This window comes from Neobacillus drentensis (assembly GCF_036965245.1).
GTDB classification, from domain to species: domain Bacteria; phylum Bacillota; class Bacilli; order Bacillales; family Cytobacillaceae; genus Neobacillus; species Neobacillus drentensis_G.
Window position 1 is genome coordinate 19,576 of record NZ_JBALPG010000074.1, and the last position, 18,498, is coordinate 38,073.

Annotated in this window: 14 protein-coding genes; 2 read left to right on the forward strand and 12 right to left on the reverse strand. The window is 38.9% G+C overall.

Annotation, left to right across the window (positions count from 1 at the left end):
* On the forward strand, positions 1-195 hold a 195-nt coding region (locus tag V7150_RS16090; protein ID WP_335520304.1), incomplete at its 5' end, for a YdeI/OmpD-associated family protein.
* 132 nt (positions 196-327) lie between these two features.
* On the opposite strand, the gene V7150_RS16095 is transcribed toward V7150_RS16090, so the two are convergent.
* The 12 genes from V7150_RS16095 to V7150_RS16150 all read right to left on the reverse strand — a co-directional run bounded on the left by V7150_RS16095 (position 328) and on the right by V7150_RS16150 (position 17,203).
* Entirely contained in the window at positions 328-1,662 is a 1,335-nt protein-coding gene (locus V7150_RS16095) for an aspartate aminotransferase family protein (RefSeq protein ID WP_420490302.1), read from the reverse strand.
* Positions 1,663-1,698: 36 nt separating this feature from the next.
* Entirely contained in the window at positions 1,699-3,156 is a 1,458-nt protein-coding gene (locus V7150_RS16100; protein WP_335520308.1) for a CoA-acylating methylmalonate-semialdehyde dehydrogenase, read from the reverse strand.
* A gap of 189 nt (positions 3,157-3,345) precedes the next feature.
* Positions 3,346-4,938, reverse strand: a complete 1,593-nt coding sequence (locus V7150_RS16105) for a PucR family transcriptional regulator (RefSeq protein ID WP_335520311.1) — start codon at positions 4,936-4,938, stop codon at positions 3,346-3,348.
* A gap of 262 nt (positions 4,939-5,200) precedes the next feature.
* Entirely contained in the window at positions 5,201-5,797 is a 597-nt protein-coding gene (locus V7150_RS16110; protein WP_335520314.1) for a molecular chaperone TorD family protein, read from the reverse strand.
* Positions 5,798-5,811: 14 nt separating this feature from the next.
* Positions 5,812-8,910, reverse strand: coding sequence for a molybdopterin-dependent oxidoreductase (locus tag V7150_RS16115; RefSeq protein ID WP_335520316.1), 3,099 nt, complete (start codon positions 8,908-8,910; stop codon positions 5,812-5,814).
* Positions 8,903-10,198, reverse strand: coding sequence for an NrfD/PsrC family molybdoenzyme membrane anchor subunit (gene nrfD / locus V7150_RS16120; protein ID WP_335520319.1), 1,296 nt, complete (start codon positions 10,196-10,198; stop codon positions 8,903-8,905). Before nrfD ends, V7150_RS16115 begins: the two co-directional genes overlap by 8 nt.
* A gap of 42 nt (positions 10,199-10,240) precedes the next feature.
* The gene (locus V7150_RS16125) at positions 10,241-11,143 is read right to left on the reverse strand and encodes a 4Fe-4S dicluster domain-containing protein (RefSeq protein WP_335520322.1); all 903 of its coding nucleotides are present in this window, start codon (positions 11,141-11,143) and stop codon (positions 10,241-10,243) included.
* A 15-nt stretch (positions 11,144-11,158) separates the two neighbouring features.
* Complete coding sequence (locus V7150_RS16130) at positions 11,159-11,365, reverse strand: twin-arginine translocase TatA/TatE family subunit (protein WP_335520327.1); 207 nt, start codon at positions 11,363-11,365, stop codon at positions 11,159-11,161.
* A gap of 313 nt (positions 11,366-11,678) precedes the next feature.
* Positions 11,679-13,016 carry a sigma-54-dependent transcriptional regulator gene (locus V7150_RS16135; protein ID WP_335520329.1) on the reverse strand — a complete coding sequence of 446 codons (1,338 nt, stop codon included), beginning with the start codon at positions 13,014-13,016 and terminating at the stop codon, positions 11,679-11,681.
* Positions 13,017-13,023: 7 nt separating this feature from the next.
* Positions 13,024-15,105, reverse strand: a complete 2,082-nt coding sequence (locus tag V7150_RS16140) for an ATP-binding protein (protein WP_335520332.1) — start codon at positions 15,103-15,105, stop codon at positions 13,024-13,026.
* The gene (locus V7150_RS16145; protein ID WP_335520337.1) at positions 15,105-16,106 is read right to left on the reverse strand and encodes an ABC transporter substrate-binding protein; all 1,002 of its coding nucleotides are present in this window, start codon (positions 16,104-16,106) and stop codon (positions 15,105-15,107) included. The genes V7150_RS16140 and V7150_RS16145 overlap by 1 nt, the downstream gene beginning before the upstream one ends.
* Positions 16,107-16,291: 185 nt before the next feature.
* Positions 16,292-17,203, reverse strand: a complete 912-nt coding sequence (locus V7150_RS16150; protein ID WP_335520339.1) for a c-type cytochrome — start codon at positions 17,201-17,203, stop codon at positions 16,292-16,294.
* A 318-nt stretch (positions 17,204-17,521) separates the two neighbouring features.
* On the opposite strand from V7150_RS16150, the gene V7150_RS16155 reads away from it, so the two are divergent.
* A complete protein-coding gene (locus V7150_RS16155; RefSeq protein WP_335520343.1) occupies positions 17,522-18,358 on the forward strand; it encodes an SDR family oxidoreductase in 837 nt (278 codons plus the stop codon).
* Positions 18,359-18,498: the final 140 nt, after the last annotated feature.

Sequence of the window (18,498 nt, forward strand, 5' to 3'; positions counted from 1 at the left end):
AAGAATTATTTAAATAAAAACGAAGAATTATTAAAAACCTACAACGAATTAACTTTTGGATATCAAAAGGACTGGGCCCGTTACGTTTATAGTGCAAAAAGGAAAGAAACCCAAGAAAAACGGTTATTGGAAATGGAGACTATCCTAGGTGAGGGCTACAAATCGATGGATTTATATAGAAGAAAAAATAAATAGAATTTAACAAATGAACGGTGCCTTGCCCCAATTACGACAAATTTCAGAATTGGGGCAAGGCACATACTACTATAGTTTGATTGTTACAATAGTATTGAACCTTCCAATCACAACCGAATAAACCGATACCGATTATAACTGAAAAATGCTCTCTTTTACTATCTTAACAATAAAGGAAAAGTCTTCTTCTGTAATACTCAATGGTGGTGAAAGCTGCAACACATTGTTGTATCCGGCAACTGTGTCGCCATTTTTTCCTATTAATAATCCTTTTTCTTTGCAGGCGCCAATAACTTTATTCAGTTTATCTATCGTAGCAGGTTCCTTCGTTTGTTTATCTTCGACAAGCTCAATTCCAAGAAGCAAGCCTTTTCCGCGCACATCTCCTACATTTGGATGCTCCTTTATATCTTCAAGCTCGCGCAATAGCCGCTCACCCAATACCTTTGAACGCTCGATCAGCTTTTCATTTTCCATGATTTCTAGATTCTTCAATGCTAACGCACAAGCAGCAGGATTTCCTCCAAACGTATTCACATGACGAAAACGGTCATAATCCTCACTGCCAGTGTAAGCCTCGTAAATCTCCCTTTTAACCGCTGTTGCCGATAATGGAAGATAGGCACTAGTAATTCCTTTTGCCATTGTAATGATATCCGGTTTGACACCATAGTTCATAAATCCAAAAGGTTTCCCTGTCCGTCCGAATCCGCAGATTACTTCATCACAAATCAAGAGGGCACCATGCGTCTCACAAATTTCTTTTACCTTTGCCATATAGCCATCCGGAGGCATTAAAATTCCTCCCCCAGTAATAATCGGCTCCATTATAACCCCGGCAATGGTTTCGCTTAACTCCCATGTCATCACGCGATTGATTTCCTCTGCACTTGCGAGTGTATCGATGTCATCAGGATTGCGATACGTATCAGGCGGTGCGACATGCAGGAATCCTTGGCCAAGCGGTTCATATTTATACTTTCGCTGTGCTTGTCCCGTTGCGGCTAGTGCCCCCATTGAATTGCCATGGTATGCACGATAGCGGGAAATAAACTTATAACGCCCATGGTTCCCTTTTTGTTGGTGATATTGCCGAGCTATTTTAAACGCTGTTTCATTCGCTTCCGATCCACTGTTCGAGAAGAAAATAACATAATCACCACCGAGCCATTCATTTAATTTTTCGGCTAATTTAATCGCAGGGACATGGCTTTGTGATAATGGAAAGTATGGCATTTCTTCTAGCTGGTCGTATGCCGCTTTTGCAAGCTCTTTCCGACCGTAGCCAACATTCACACACCAAAGTCCTGACATACCATCTAAATAACGATTTCCATCAATATCCGTTACCCAGGCACCTTCTGCTTTAGTGACAATTAAATTTGACGGACTTGGAGAAGCCCCCCTCATGGCATGCCAGAGAAATTTTTCATCTATTTCTTGGAAATTTTTTGTTTGTGCTTTCAAAATAATCAACCCCATTCTCTTTGTAAATAAATTCAATTAGTAACGAGCAGTAAGCATTTTCTTACGGGTATAGAATTCTACACCATCTTTTCCATTTGCATGAAGGTCACCATAGAATGATTTCTTATAGCCTGAAAATGGGAAGAAGGCCATTGGGGCCGGTACGCCAAGGTTGATCCCGAGCATCCCTGCATCAATTTCATCACGGAATTCACGAACTGCTTTAGCACTATCCGTATATAAACAGGCACCATTTGCAAACTCTGATTTATTGGTAAGCTCAATTGCTTCCTCAAGGGTTTCGACCCTAACAACTGAAAGTACCGGTGCAAAAATTTCATCCTGCCAAATTTTCATACTAGGTTGAACGTTGTCAAAAATAGTTGGACCAACAAAGTATCCCTGTTCGGATACTGCATCTTTCCTGCCATCCCGGATCAGAGATGCGCCCTCATTTTCACCCATTTCAATATAGTGAAGCGTACGCTTTTTATGCGACTCTCTAATGACTGGTCCAAGGAACACGCCCTCATCGATGCCATTGCCAATTTTAATGTCATCTGCTGCTGTTTTAAGCCGGTTGATTAGCTCATCCGCTATGTCCCCAACCGCCACAACAACTGCCGCTGCCATACAACGCTCACCCGCAGAACCAAATGCTGCGCCAATGATATTTTTTACCGCGTTGTCCAAATCAGCATCAGGCAAGACAATGGAATGATTCTTTGCCCCTGCAAGAGCTTGGACACGCTTGCCGTTAGCGGCTGCAGTTTTATAGATATATTCAGCCACAGGCTGCGAACCAACGAAAGAGACTGCCTTTACGTCCCCATTTTCAAGAATTCCATTAACCACATCGTGGGCACCATGTACGATATTAAAAACACCATCCGGCAGGCCAGCCTCTTGAAACAATTCAGCTAAACGATTCGCCAGTAACGGTGTTCTTTCGGACGGTTTTAATACAAATGTGTTTCCACAAGCAATAGCAAGTGGGAACATCCAGCACGGAACCATCATTGGAAAATTAAACGGAGTTATTCCTCCGATGACACCAATTGGATAACGGTACATTCCTGATTCAATATCAGTAGCAATATCGGGAAGTTGAGTTCCCATCATTAAGGTTGGTGCCCCAGCAGCAAATTCCACACATTCAATGCCGCGCTGGACTTCCCCAAATGCTTCCTCGTAACTTTTTCCGTTTTCCATCGTAATCAACTCAGCTAATTCCTTCCAGTTTTCCACTAAAAGCTGCTGATAACGGAACAGAATCCGGGCCCGGCGCGGTACAGCCACCTTTTTCCATGTTTTGAATGCTTCTTTAGCTGTAGCTACAGCATGATCTAAATCTTCTCTAGTAGAAAGAGGGACACGTGCAATAACTTCCCCAGTTGCCGGATTAGGCACTTCTTCAGCCAGTGTGCTCGTGGACTCGATCCACTTTCCACCAATATAGTTTTTAAGCGTTTTCATTTTTTGTGATATCACCATTATAGAAAACCTCCAATAATGTTATTTCATTCTTTGTTTTGATTATAGCGGTATTTGAAAGCGTACACAGTAGACACAATGTAAATATGTTTACGTAAATTTCTGAACATTTTAGCAATATTACCTGAATTATTAGAGACAATGACAAAAAAAGAAACCAATGGGAATTGGTTTCTGCATTAACTAATTCTATTGTTTTTTAGAAGCGGAAAGATATTCGTACGCATTGAGGGCAAATTCTATTGCCTGCCTTTTATAGCTTTCCATAAAGTCTTCACCTAACAGTTCAGCTAATTTTTGGAGTCGTTGATAAAGTGTCTGACGAACTATGAATAGATTGGCTGCGGTTTCCTTCTTTGAACCGTAGCATTTCAAATAGACTTTTAATGTTTCTAGCAATTTCCCATTATTCTGCTGATCATATTTGACGACGGGAGCCAAATAATCATCAATAAAATCATCAAGTGCTCCATGATTGTTGGCTATTGCTACGAGACGAAAAATATATAAATCCTCATAAAAGTTACTGAAACAGTCATTTGGTATTCGCTCTTGAATGATTAAGGCTTCTTGTGCAGTACGATAACTATCTTTCATATTACTTAGATTATGGATAAACCTGCCAATACCGAATGTTAGTTTTGTAAACTTTGGATCTTCATCTATTGCTTTTTGAATTTGCTTAATTCCTGCCTCCATTCTCTGCTTCCAATCAGTATTTTTTCGCTTATTTAGCAGGATAAAAATAAGTTGGTTTTTTCGATTTGTCGAGAGTAATAGGAATCCTTGGGACTGAAAGACAGAACGAAACAAGATTTTCAAAAGCGTAATATCTGAATTTTCCTCCTCGGCTTGATTGATTTTAAAAAGTAATACCAGACATCCATTGGCTTCAAAATGAGGCTCAATTTCAGATAGGTATCTGTTCACTTGTTCTTCACTATGTATTCCATCTAACCATTGTTGAATCCATTCTGTTTCTTTTGCCTTTCTTCGTTCTTCAATATATAAGTCACGTAAAGTGTTTTGTGCAAGTGCGGTAGCACTCCGATCTAAAATAAGTGATTCATATTCTGTAATACATTCCGAGTCAGAAATAATATATATATCTGCTAAAATTTGATTTAATGCCTGTATCGCTTGGTGGGCGATATTTTTATGACAATGGATATTTTTTTCTTTTAACAACTGCAGAATTTTCTTTTGTTCTTTCGGTGATTTCCTAGATAAAATTTGAGTTTCCCCTTGATTTGGAATCAAAACAACCGATAATTTTAAGTGCTCATGCAGGAACTTCAGAATTTTCTGCTCTGGGTGTGAAGTAAGCAGTAATTGATTTAATTGATGTGAAAAATATTCTAAATCTGAAATCATTTGATAATGCTTTTTTATTAATACCGTATGTAAATCTTGTGTAATGTCAACAAATCGGACTTTTTGATAAAAAACAATTAACGGAAAATCATGAAGATTTGCTAATTCTATTATTTCTTCCGGAATGCTAGGAATATAGGTTCCTAGTTCAATACAAATACCTGCTGCCCCGGAATCAATGAGCTGTTTAAAAAATGAAAGAAAGATCTCGTTATTTTCCCTTAAGCCAATACCAGTCGAAAGAATCAACTCGTCTCCGTTAAGAAGCTCATCTATCCCCGTTACCTCCATGATGTGGATCCACTTCACTGTCCGGTGAAGTCCAGCTTCCCCTGCAATTACTTCGGCATCTTTAAAACTTCTATTCTCTAGTATTTCTTGGACGGTCAATTTAACATCGAGACTCATTGCTGCTATCACCTCTTTATGACAAACCTAAACATATCTTTTAATGATTTACTATATTTTAACATCAAAACAAACAAAGAGGTTGCACTACTTTACCATCAAAAGGGAAATCGCTGTATTTTTTTTTGAATTTATTGGAAACATTTCATAAAAACAAAACACATGGTTTTTCAAAATGAAAGTCCCATGTGTTTCTTTGAATAATATTTTTAAATGATTTTACTCTTAACCTATCTTATTCATTATCAACAACTAATTAAATCTATGATAATAATTCTTCTTTTTCTACGTTGTGACAAAAATAATTTAAAAATTCTTTAATAAACGGGTGTTTCACGCGATTCTCTGCATACATTTGCATTGGCTGCAGAATAGGGTAAAGAAAATCCGATAATAGTTCATTCTTTAAAGCACTCATTTCATCGGATAATTCGGTATTTTGACTTTGAACCGCTTTGATTTGCTCCTGTAATATAGAAGTGATAAATACCATCAAACAACCTAAATGATCTGGGTAGAGATTATTTTCAAGCGGGAAATAAAATCCCATTTTTTCATAATGACCGATTAAACATAATAAACTTTTCTTGCTGTCCTCCACTGCTCCCTTGTTTTGACAGCAATAGGAGGAGAAATATGGTGGAATGAAAAACGATCCAGGGATGAAAAAATGATTGTCATACCAGATTTCTACTTCTTCCCGATCGTAATATGGATGGAATGGAAACTCATTTTTCAGGGTTTCAGGCATTTCCGCAAAAATATTTTCATATCGTTCCCAGTCACCAAGCCAAATGACTGACATGATATTTGCCAGAGTCAAGCTGCCTTGGAGTTCCTCTAGTGTCTGCACTTTCATTACCTCCCTTTTGCTTACACTTTCTTCACATCGACATAAACATTTTGCTGTGCTGGACCTCCAATTATCAAATCTGCGAGAAAGCCTTCAAAATAGCTAGGGTCTTTATCTGCTAATGCATTGACCGAGAATCCTCTTCCCCGTTCCTTCGCATAGCCGCTTTCCTCATGAAGCGGAACATTCGTGTCAAACGGAAGATGTCCGTATTTTTCAGTCTTCTTCACTATGGTTCCATCAATTTTTACATCCGTTGAACCATTTGCAAAATGGCCAAAATTATAATTCGCACCAAGAATCCCCGGCTTAATTCCCGGCGTTACGAGGGCAATTCCTTTTACTTCCGCACTTGTTGAAGTAATCATAACAGTGTCCCCAGTTTTAATGCCTTTCTTTTTTGCATCAACTGGGTTAATCCATAAATAGTTTTCGGGACGGATTTCCCTTAACCACGGATTACTTTCTGTGCGGTGTGTCGACACATTCCTCGATTTCCAATTAATAAATTGAAACGGTTTTGGCGGTGAATAAACCTCTCCATTATAGAGTCTAATTTCATCAGCAATTGGCACACCTTCAAAAAACTTTCCAGTATAGGCACTCTTAAAGCCGGCTGCCTTTTCATCATAAAAATGAACTAGATTATTAAATTGATATTTAATATGGTTTCCAATATATTCATCACCAAGCGGCTCATATCTTCCACCTCGGTTGAGGACGAAAACGACTTTTTTCCATTCCTCAGGTTTCACAGCATTTTTCAAAACGTTGATATCAAAATACTTGCCTAGTGCTTTCTTTCTTGCCTTCTCAAAAATAGCAAGTTCTTCGTCATTCGCATCCTGGACCGGCTGCTTGCCATCGAAAGCAATATTGGCCACGCGTTTTAGATAATAATCCTCTGGACAATCAAGATTGGAACCATCGACAAATGCATTTTTCCCAACTCCAGGAAGCTCCAGCCCTTTCAACAAATCGATATAAACTTGCTCAGTCGGCCGAGCATTTGGAACAATCCGAGTTACTGGCTGAATAAGACCGGCGAATTTATATTTTAAAATCGGGAATATTTCTTCTGCGTTCCAGCTTTCCAGATAAGATAAGTCTGGTAAAACAAAATCAGCATACTTTGTTGTTTCGCCAATCACGATATCTGAAGATACTACGAGTTCGACTACCTTTTGATCTCGAATAAATTTCTTCTGCATATCCGAACGCGGACCAGACATGATAGGTGAAGTCCGATTTATCATCATGGCACGAATTTTGTATGGATATCCTTCGGCAGCACTTGGAAGCACATCATGAATTAATTTATTTCCGAGTGGATACCATGGCCGCTTCGCAGGGTAGCCGTCCTTTGCAAATAGAGACGTTTTTTCATACGGGACTTTATGCCTTGTAAGCGGAATCCCCCATGCGATATTGGCATTTGGTACTGTGGCTAAATCATAGCGCCCCTCTGTCACCTTAAATTTCGCACCCATTGCAGTGTCCCCACCCTTCCAGTCATGATTCCCGACTAGATGGTTTAACATGTTGATGGCACGAACGCTGTAATAACCATTAGTATGCATAGCTGGACCGCGATAGGAATGGATTCCTACTTTTTTTCCATGAGAAGTAAATTCTCTCGCTATATCACTAATTTGTTCGATTGGAACATTGCATTGGATTGAATACTCTTCAAGTGATTTTTCCAATACTTTTTCTTTAAAAATGCTAAAAACAGATTTTACATTGATTCCATTTATCGTGGTATTAACTTCCAGATCTCCTTGATGGGCATTGCTAAACAAGACAGGCTGGCCATTTTCTAATACGACAAATTCTTCCTCACCTAGACCAAGATCTTTAGCCCGCAAGAACGGTCGTTTTTTATCACTAACATTCACTAAATAGGTAGCGTCGCTCCAGGTTGGTTCATCATCCTGCTCTGCTTCCTTGCCATTAGGATTTCGTAAATATTGTTCATCATAGCGCTTATTTTCAATAACCCAGCGGCACATAGCAAGTGCCAGGGCACCGTCCCCGCCTGGTTTAACAGGAACCCACAAATGCGCTTTCTCCGCAGTTTTGCTGAAGCGCGGGTCAATTACAATCATTTTCATGCCGCGGTCGATGGCATTTGTTATTTGCGGTGCAAAGGTTGTCGGACCACGATTAGCTGTTAATGGGTTTGTACCCCAAACAAGAACAAATTCGGCATTTTCATAATCAGGAATCATCCGTTGCTTTTGCTTAGTCGTATCATGTGAACGGACATTTCCCACTACACTTTGAACTCCACAATAGCCGCCATGATCATAATAATTTGCTGATCCAATACTTCCATTAGCTAATCTTTCAATAAATTCTCGTCGATGACCGGACATGACGACAATCTGGTTTGATTTAGGGCCGAAATCAGGGTGATTCGTATCAATAAGGACTTTGTTATATTTTGAATCAAATTCTGCTTTTGTCATTTCCTGTTTTTTTACTTTTTCCCAATCAGCCATCACTTGGGCTTCAGGTACATAGGCCCAGATTTCCTTTAACCCTGGTGTACCAAGATCTTTACTGCCTTCGAGGATTTCCTTATATGCTTGTTCCCAGCTGATTGTTTTCCAGACGCCGCTTCCTCGTTTCCCAACACGTTTAAGGGGCTTTTGAATTCGGTAAGCATCGTAGGCCGTTTGGATTCCAGCTTGCCCTTTCAGACAAGTTTTCGCTCCCCGAAAGGAATGTCCTGTTCTCGCCATATCAGCCGTTCCTTTAACCGCTTCGGTAATTGGCGTATTATATTGGATATGTCCAAATGGTACCATGCCAATCGGGCTGTATTGATTTCCAGCGATTTTTCGAACGATTGATGAATACGGACTATTGGGGTTTCCAGCAACAATAAAGGTTTTAATGGTACAACTGGCGTTACACTGTTGACAGGAAGTGAAGATGATATCCTCCGCCGTATAATCTTGATAATGTGTTCCGATACCATGACCATCATCAGTCCAAACTCCGCCGAATACTTGCTTCACAGGTCCAACAAATGCTGGGCTGACGATTGCAACTACACCAAATGTACCGAGTGCTTTTAGAAATCCTCGACGATTAAATTTATCCTTACTCATATTTATTCACTCCACTTTCATGAGAGTCTAGTTCCTCAATCGGCAACACTTTTTCTCCAAGTGTATAGATGATAAGACACATGGCGATAAGTCCAAATGTTGTCAGCCATTCCGACAGGTTTGGATAATAATTTCCAACGGGCATGCCTTCCAATTTAGGCATGATCAAGGTTGGCACAACCATGTTAAACCGAACTCCTACAACACCAATAATCGTCATAATCGATGCGGCTAAGATCCAGTTGACCGATTTCCGTGTCTTCTTAATAAATAAAATGATTAATGGGAAGAACATAGCAAGTCCCATTTGAAAAATCCAGAAGCTCCACCACCATTTGCTTCCAGTTAATAATTTTATCGTTCCAAGTTCTTCATGACCTAACCCATATATTCCAATGAGAAATTCATACCAAACCATAATAAATTCAATTCCCAAAAATAAGGCAAGCATGCTGCCCAACGAACGAACCATTGGAACATCCAATTCCTGTTTTTGAACTTTAGCCTTTATTACATAAACCGCAATCGATAACGCAGTTCCTGATACAAGTGCAGAAAGAATAAAGATGAGTGGAAATAATCCAGAATTTAAATAAGGCTGTGCTTTTACCACTGCGAAAATCGATCCTGTTCCTCCATGCACTCCAAATATCGCCAGAGGTATACCAATGATTCCCATTACCTTCAATCTTTTTTTATCACGGGCTGCATCGGCTGCTGTGAATTCTTGCTTTTTAAAGGTAAGGAAGCGATATATTTTACCTTTAATATCATTGTTTTTTGCTAATGTAATCAAATCTTTCCGCATTGAAAAATACAATTCCGTCACTAATAACACGATATAAACAATATAAAAGTGGATTTCCCATGACATCGTACTCATGACGTTCCAATAAATAACGGAATTCATAATATGGTCTGGACGGCCAATATCAAAGAATATAAAGGTAATCGCAGTAATCATACAGACAATCGCTGATAATAGCGCTGACCGTCCAATTTTTTCATATTTCTCCATACCGAATCCATAAATCATCGTTGATAGTAAAAAGGAACCTGCACTCATGCCAATAAAATAAATATAAAACGCAACCCATCCTCCCCATGGGACGATGTTCGATAAATATGTTGAAGACATTCCTTCTAAAAAATATCCGCTAATAATCGAGTATATACCTATTCCAAAACATATGATTAAACATGTCCACCAGATTATTTCGATTTTCCTTAATCGCTTCTTTTGTTGAAAAGCAGGCATATTTTTACCAAGACTCGCTTTTGTCATCATTTTTACCACTCCCTTTTGAAAACTACCACAAGTGAAGGATTACTATCTTAAATAAACCACTCGTGGCTGTGTACCTAATTCCTCCTTTAGACGAAACGCCCTCGGACTAGCGGCAAGCTTGGAAACGACACTATTTGGATCATTCATATCGCCAAAATAACGGGCGTCGCCAATACATGTTTCCACACATGCAGGCTCTTCTCCGCGCTGCAGGCGATGATAGCAAAAACTACATTTACGAACGGTTTCTTCTGGGATCTTTCCTTTTTTTCTTTCGCCCCGTTCCACCCCATATTCCGGACTGGTCACATCGTTATAGCCTATCATTTCCTGCTCATAACCATCACCAAAATCATAGGACCTTGCTCCATATGGACATGCAACCATACAATAGCGACAGCCAATGCAGCGATCATTATCAATTATGACAATGCCATTGTCGAGCTTATAGGTTGCTCTTGTCGGGCAAACCTGTACACATGGCGGTTTATCACATTGCATACAAGGTCTTGGCAGGTTCACTACCGAGATGTTCGGATAATCACCCTTAAATGTTTCAAGGACAACATTGTAGGACATTCCTGGCGGTGTTCTATTTTCTGATTTACAGGAAACGGTACATGTATCACAACCAACACATTTTTTTAAATCAATCACCATGCCCCATTTTGGACCAGTATCTTTCTTTTGCGTTGATTCTGTAGTGGTGTCCACGCTAGCATACTGATCACCAAATTCCTTCAATAACGAAGCAGAATAAATTTTGTGAAAATCTTCAATTTGTAAATTTCCATTTATGACCTTCCTAGCGTCTCTAGCCATATTTAAACCTAATGTTGTATCATAACTACTTTCGGATAGAACTTTTTGAGCATCAGGTACAAAATGTTCAGCAAGTTCGGCATATTCTATTGGTTCTAAACCATTTTTTGTCTTAAGAGCCATGACAATACTCCTCTCCTATTTTGTGAAGGTGTCGGAAACATCCTTTGTTTCTTTTTTTACATCATCGATTGCATCACTTGTAAGTTCACGAGCCGACTTCTTAAACTCTTTTAAGGTTTGCCCAACTGCCCGGCCGACTTCAGGGAGTTTTTTCGGTCCGAAAATAATAAGCGCTAACACAAGAATTAAAATTAGTCCCGGCACACCAATATTTGACAACATCTTGCCACATCCTTTGAATTTTTTGTTTCACCCTTTACTAATGCAAGTATTGTGCCAAAATATAAATCTCCTCCAATTCTGGGGAAAATCCTTTACTTCATACTGGTCAAGGCTTGATTTACCAAGCTATCAATTCTATTCAAAATAAAAAGCAGCAAAAGGAAATTTTCCCTTTGCTGCTTTTTATTGACGTTTTGTCATAGGTATGTTGTTGCATATGTCATTTTGTCAGAACGCTATATTTCCAAGTTAATATCATTTTGAACCTCTCAGTACTTCGGACCTTGTCTTAAACAATTCACAACCAGTACAACTATGATTCTTTTAGCCCGTATTGTTCAATTTTTCGATATAAATTCCGCACACTGATCCCAAGTATTTCAGCCGTTTTTGTTTTATTCCACGACAATCGATTCAGCACACGAGCGATATGTTCTTTCTCTAGTTTCTCCAATGTGCAGAGTTCCACTTCCTTCATTTGTCCATCCATGGCCTTTTGTCTTGGCAGAAGTAAATCGGCTGCTTCAATTCTTCCGCCGCTTGATAATAACATACCTCTTTCAATTAAATGGTTAAGTTCCCGGACATTCCCTGGAAAATCATAGTGTTGCAATGCTGCTAAAGCATCCTCTGATAGGACTTTTTCAGGAGATTTCTTTTGCTTGATAAAATAATCGATTAATGAAGGAATATCCTCCTTTCGCTTCCGAAGGGGAGGAATCGTTAATTTGACAACATTCAATCGGTAAAACAAATCCTCACGAAAATTTCCTTCTTCCACCTCTTTTTCCATATTTCGATTTGTAGCAGCGACTACACGAACTTTTACTTTTCTCTCTCTTACATCTCCTACACGACGAAATTCCCCAAGTTCAAGGAAACGAAGCAGCTTTACTTGTAAGGCTAATGGCATTTCTCCTAATTCATCCAAAAACAATGTTCCGCCATCTGCCGCCTCAACAAGGCCCTTCTTATCTTGGTTTGCTCCTGTAAAGGCACCCCTGACGTGACCAAATAATTCACTTTCAAGAAGCTGCTCCGGGAGGGCTCCTGAGTTCACAGCTACGAATGGCTCCTCTGAACGGCTGCTCCAATAATGCAAAGCTTTAGCAAACAACTCTTTTCCTGTTCCGCTCTCACCCTCTATCAATACAGGGACTTCACTATCCGCAATACGTCGGGTTAAGTCAATTACTTCCTTAAAAATAGGACTTTTGCCAATGATCATGAACTGATTCTGCTGCTTGATAATATTTTTCATGTTGTCATTTTTAATTTTTAATCTTTTATTTTCCTCGGCCTTTTTGATCGTTAATTCTAACTCCGACAGATTGTAAGGCTTCGTTAAATAATCGAAAGCCCCTAATTTCATCGCTTCTATCGCTGTTTCAATTGTCCCATGTCCTGTTAACATGACAATTTCTGTCTCAGGGGCTACTATTTTTGTTTCTTTTAACAGCGAAATCCCGTCCATCTTCGGGAGACGAATATCATAAATAGCAATATCAAAAAAATGCTGTTTTAATAATGCCAGCGCATCCTCAGCAGTTCCGACTGTATGGGCCTCGTAACCTTTCCGTGAAAGTCTTTTCACTAGAAGACTAGCCAAATCAGTTTCATCATCGACAATTAAAAGTTTTGTTCCACTCATGGAAATCTCACTCCCATTCGCTTTTTTTAATCGGTATTCGGACTGTTACAGTCGTTCCAGCAGCTTCTATACTTTCTACTTGGATCGTACCGCCAAATTCTTCAATGATGCCATAACATACCGATAATCCAAGTCCCGTCCCTTTTCCAACTGGCTTTGTTGTATAAAAGGGGTCGAAGATTTTGCCCAACACCTCAGGTGCGATACCGTAACCGTTATCGATTACCTGTATACACACTGAATTTTGTTCCACCTTGGCAGTAATCATAAGCTGTCCAGCCTTTTCCACTGCATCAATTGCATTATTGATTAAATTGACGATCACTTGCATCATTTTTAAGCTATCACCGAATAGAACTGGTAAGTCATGCGGAAGTTCTGTAGTTAGCTTAATTTGCTTCTTTTTTAATGTAGATTCCACTAAATGAATACTATTAGTAATCGTTTCATTTACATCGATATGTGTAACCGTCCAATTCGATTTTCTGGAAAAATTTAATAGATTACTAGTTATTCTTTTGCATCTTTCGGTATTTTCTTTTATTTTCGCTAAATATAACGCCATTTCTTCTTCATCTAACTCTGTATCTTTTTGTTCCAACCGGTCAATCAAATCCTCCGCGAATACATTTATAGTTGCAAGAGGATTGTTTACTTCATGAGCAAAGCTCGATGCCATTAATCCAAGCGCAGTTAATTTATCTGTTTGAATCATTTTTTCTTCTATTTGTTTTTGCTCAGTTATGTCTTCAATAACAATTAAGAACTCTCCCTCACCATTCATAGCATGATTCAGCGGGAAAACGCGGTGATTGAAAATCCTTTCCTCTCCATTTTCTCCTTTTGTCTTCATAATGGAGTTCCCGTTCGCATCAAGTTCAGGGCAGGTGATTGGACAATCTTCACATGCTTCCTTTTTCCCGCCCAATAATGTGAAACATGGTAAATGAACATCTTGGTTATGAATCCATATTTGTAACAAAGGATTCATCCATGTTACCTTATAATCTTTCGTTACAAGTGCTAAACCAGCTTCAATTCCGTCTACTACTACACTCAACCTTTCTTTTTCTTGTTCCAGCCGAAGAGATTTTTCCTGCAGTTCGCTACTCATTTCATTGAAGGACTCAGCTAGCTTCCCTAATTCATCCTGACGGTTTAATAAAATGGGAGCTGGTTTCCTTCCCGTTTTTAGATTATTCATCCCTTTTTCCAAATAGATGATTGGTGTTGTGAAATAGAGTCCGGCATAAACACTGATGAGACTGACAATAATTGTTGCGATTGCAGCTACATATAAGCCATTCCTGAACATATGGTTAATCGGTTCGTACGCCGTAGATGCTGGCTGCTCCATCACCAGTGTCCAACCTAAGTCGCTGATTTTTGTTTGAACTCCAAGAACGTCTCGGTCAGCTGGGTATGGGTGTTTTTTCCATAATTGACTGTAATCTTGATGGGCAATCACTTTTCCATCTTTGTCCAACAGATATAAATAGCTTGAATCCTCCTGCCTAAGTGATGAAATTTTGCCTATTATTTTTTGCAGCTGAATTATCGCCCCAATCCCTTTTTGTTTTCCGTCTTCAATAAATGGGATCATTACTTTCACAATTGGCTGGCCAAATTGATTAAATTCGACCTTCCCATATGTTTTACTTTTTGATTGAAAATCCGACCAAAAGGAATCTGAAAACCACTTTTCATTTTTTAAAGGAATATTTAAGTTGTAGCGTGATACTTTCTTTTGGATATAACCCGCATCATCCGTTATGACAATTTCCTCAATTGACTCATTTTGTTGTAAGAGATCATAAAAGATACTCTGCTGCTTCCCCTGCTGCTTAAGAGTAGTAGCCATTTGCAATTGCCGAAATGTCTGGTTAAACTCCAGTTCAATTTCACTTGATAGGTTTTGAATAACTAATTTCTGGTTTGCTAGAATTCTATTTTCAAGGTCTGCTTTAACATTGGAATAATAATAATAACTAGTTAACAAAAGCGGTATAATCGACATAATGATTCCAAATACCAACACTTTTATACGGATTGGTTGAGAAGAGAGCCAATTCCGGATTTTACCATCCATTATTTTGCCCCCTCCCTATCTGGTTTGATAAATTCAGCTAGATTTGTTATTTCACTATTTAACTCAATGCCTAGTTCATCTTTTACTTTTGTATTAATGAAAAAGTGTATCGTATCAGGAAGCTCAACCGGAAGGTCAGCGGGAGAATTCCCTTGGAGGATCCGACTTACATACCTTGCAGCTTGGTATCCTTGTTCCTCGAAACTTGATCCATAGCTTGCAAGAATTCCTTCCTCTACCTCATTTCCGTAAACCCCCATTGCAGGGATTTTATTTTCTTTAATAATTTTTGCGATTTTCTCTGTTAGAGATTCCATACGAAAGCCTGGTACCATTAACAGTGCATCATCTTGCTGTATATTTCCGCTTAAAAATTCGGTAAATTTCGGGTCGCTAATATTTACGGGAATTACTGGCAAAGCAAGACTCTTTGCGGCATCTATCGTATTCTCTAAGCTTAGTACGCTCACTTTATTTTCTTTGTCATAGAGAACAAAGAACCTTTTAGCGGAGGGAACTAATTGATGCAAAAGCTCGAGCCTCTTTCCTGATAGACTCGTATGATAGTTATTAATGCCTGTAAAAAATCCTCCAGGGGACCGGTAATCTTTAATTATTCCAATCTCCTTTGGGGCTGCAACTCCAGCAAAAACAACAGGGATTTTAACTTTCTGTTCTTCCATCTTTTCTTTTAAGGCTAAGGTTTCGATTCCTCCCATTGTAACAATAAGGGCAGGCTTTTCTTTTATCAGTTCATCGATTTTCTCATTTAACGTTTTTTCGTTATCCAAGGCATTTTTCACAACATATTCAATCGCATCTTCCTTATACCCAAGTTCACGTATCCCTTTCTTCAAACCAGTAAGCTTTTCCACCCTACTGTTTCCCATCATGATTACCCCTATTTTTGTTGGAGTATCTTCGCGATGATTAATAAAGTTATTTAAAAGGACTGATACAATAATTATTATGAGAATAAAAAAATACCATTTTGTTTTCATCTTTTCTTACCCCTTACTTCGAGTTCATTACCCCATCCTCTTTCACTATACCTAATAAAAAACCTATATTACCTATGTAAAAAGGATAATTATATGAATTTTTACTGAATATAAAAAATGCGGGCCAGTTCCGGTTGCAATAATGCTTAAGTTTCACCGGGAGACTGACCCTACAATCTTAAATATTAATTTTTATTACTTTTTAGTTCATATGGTACATCTGCTGGCGCATTTCCCAGTGGCCAATCATTTGCCTTGTCTGCAAAATCAGGTCTTTCTTTTGAAAGAATAAAGCCGGCAAGATCTGCTGCTTGTTGGTCGGTTAAACTTCCTTGTTTAATGCCGCCCATTTCACCAAGGGGCATATTTCGTTTAATATACCCACCTGCTGTTGATATTCGCCCAATGCCAGCTCCAATATTAAACGACTTGTCTCCCCAAAGTGCCGGTCCCGAGGTTGGACCTGCCCCGGAACCATCCGCACCGTGACAAGATGAACAAGATTGTTGATAAAGTTTTTCTCCATTTGCAAGGTCTGGTTTTGGAACAGTTTGCAGCGAATTTTTTATAACCCATGGACGTTCTTTAATACCAATAGGTACATCCGTCGAGATAAAGTTTAGATAGGCAACCATTGCCCGCATCTCGTCGCTGTTTGCCTCAAGAGGCTTTCCGTTCATACTTCTTTTAAAGCAGCCATTGACTCTGTCTTCAATGGTTAACACTTTTCCAGCTCGAGGATTGTATGCTGGATAAACAGCGGTAACACCTGTTAAAGGTGAAGTTGTATCAGTTCCTGCTGTACCGTGGCAGCTGGAACATGCTAAATTGTTGCCTACATTGTTTGGCAGAGCGGTATTCGTTTCATTCATTAACTTAAAGCCAAGTTTAATCGATTCTCCTAAAGGACCTTCTGGAACCTTCTCAATGCTTGGGGGTTCATATGTTTTCATTGCATTTTGTTCCTTAGATGCTGTTTGGTTTTCTTGTGGCTTATCAGTTGCAGCAGGCTTATCTGATGCACAACCAGTAAGTATTAATGCGGCGACTAATAGCGACAGCCCATAACCTGTTTTTAATTTTTCCAGCTTCCCCATTTTCTTCACTCCTAGTAGAATTATAATGAATTCAATTTATTTCGATGCAATTTTCATGCCAGACATAAAACCTTGGATCAGAGTGAGTTCTAAATTTACTTCTAAAATAAATAGTAAGACAAAAAGTCATAGTATGACAATTTGTCTTACCTTATACTTTCCCAACTAAGATCACATTCGAATGGCTGTTTTCCGTCTTTGGTAAGTAGAAATGTTTCAATTCCTATCCCTTAAATTAAGGAAAAAAAACCATTTTATATACAATCTTTTAGTTGATAAGGTTTAATAAAGGAAAAGGGATTTTTAAAGGGAGGAAATATGATCAATAAATCTGCAATTGTTACGGGGTCATCTAGTGGTTTTGGTTTGTTATGTGCGATTGAGCTGGCCTTAAAGGGCTTTACTGTCATTGCGACAATGAGAGATGTGAAAAAAGCACAGCCATTGCTACATCTAGCAAAAGAAAAAAATTTAGTAGAGTTGATTCAAATCCACTCACTTGATGTAACTTCCACCGAATCTATTAATGACTTGAAAAATCTGCTTACCACCTATCCTTCTGTAGATGTGTTAGTGAACAATGCAGGCTTTGCACTAGGTGGTTTTAGTGAAGAACTTTCCATTGAAGAATATCGACGGCAATTTGAAACAAACTTTTTCGGAGTAATTGCTGTAACCCAAGCAGCGCTTCCATTTATGAGGACTAGAAGGCAAGGCAGAATTATCAACATGAGCAGCATTAGCGGCAGAATGGGATTCCCTGGATTATCTGCTTATGTTTCATCCAAGCACGCACTTGAGGGTTATAGCGAAAGCTTGAGGCTTGAGCTTAAACCATTTGGCATTGATGTATCCTTAATTGAGCCTGGTTCGTATCAAACTAATATTTGGACAAGTGTTGACGAAATGGAAATCAACTCTGATTCCCCCTACTTATCCTATATGGAGAGTATGCTAAAAGAAATTAATAGTGGAAAAGAAGAACATGGCAATCCCATAGAAGTTGCGAAACTAGTAGCTCAAATTGCCTCCCAACAAAAATCTCCAGACCTAAGATACCCAATCGGCAAAAGTGTAAAGAAAAATTTGTTTCTAAAAAGTCTTCTGCCCTGGGGATTCATTGAAGCAGCGATTTTGAAAAGGATTAGGCACTGACCTATTTTCCTAAAAATTTCACTTTTTTTAAAATCCAACCTAAAAAGCGATGGGAATATTTCTGTAAAGGGTTCCGTTCTCGGATGCATAAGTATTAAATTGCTTAAAAAATAGCGTGAGAATTGACTCACGCTATTTTT

Excerpts from the sequence above, each read along its gene's own strand:
- V7150_RS16100 (WP_335520308.1), bottom strand. The coding sequence starts at position 3,156 with ATGGTGATATCACAAAAAATGAAAACGCTTAAAAACTATATTGGTGGA.
- V7150_RS16105 (WP_335520311.1), bottom strand. The coding sequence starts at position 4,938 with ATGAGTCTCGATGTTAAATTGACCGTCCAAGAAATACTAGAGAATAGA.
- V7150_RS16110 (WP_335520314.1), bottom strand. The coding sequence starts at position 5,797 with ATGAAAGTGCAGACACTAGAGGAACTCCAAGGCAGCTTGACTCTGGCA.
- V7150_RS16115 (WP_335520316.1), bottom strand. The coding sequence starts at position 8,910 with ATGAGTAAGGATAAATTTAATCGTCGAGGATTTCTAAAAGCACTCGGT.
- nrfD (WP_335520319.1), bottom strand. The coding sequence starts at position 10,198 with ATGATGACAAAAGCGAGTCTTGGTAAAAATATGCCTGCTTTTCAACAA.
- V7150_RS16125 (WP_335520322.1), bottom strand. The coding sequence starts at position 11,143 with ATGGCTCTTAAGACAAAAAATGGTTTAGAACCAATAGAATATGCCGAA.
- V7150_RS16130 (WP_335520327.1), bottom strand. The coding sequence starts at position 11,365 with ATGTTGTCAAATATTGGTGTGCCGGGACTAATTTTAATTCTTGTGTTA.
- V7150_RS16135 (WP_335520329.1), bottom strand. The coding sequence starts at position 13,016 with ATGAGTGGAACAAAACTTTTAATTGTCGATGATGAAACTGATTTGGCT.
- V7150_RS16140 (WP_335520332.1), bottom strand. The coding sequence starts at position 15,105 with ATGGATGGTAAAATCCGGAATTGGCTCTCTTCTCAACCAATCCGTATA.
- V7150_RS16145 (WP_335520337.1), bottom strand. The coding sequence starts at position 16,106 with ATGAAAACAAAATGGTATTTTTTTATTCTCATAATAATTATTGTATCA.
- V7150_RS16150 (WP_335520339.1), bottom strand. The coding sequence starts at position 17,203 with ATGGGGAAGCTGGAAAAATTAAAAACAGGTTATGGGCTGTCGCTATTA.
- V7150_RS16155 (WP_335520343.1), top strand. The coding sequence starts at position 17,522 with ATGATCAATAAATCTGCAATTGTTACGGGGTCATCTAGTGGTTTTGGT.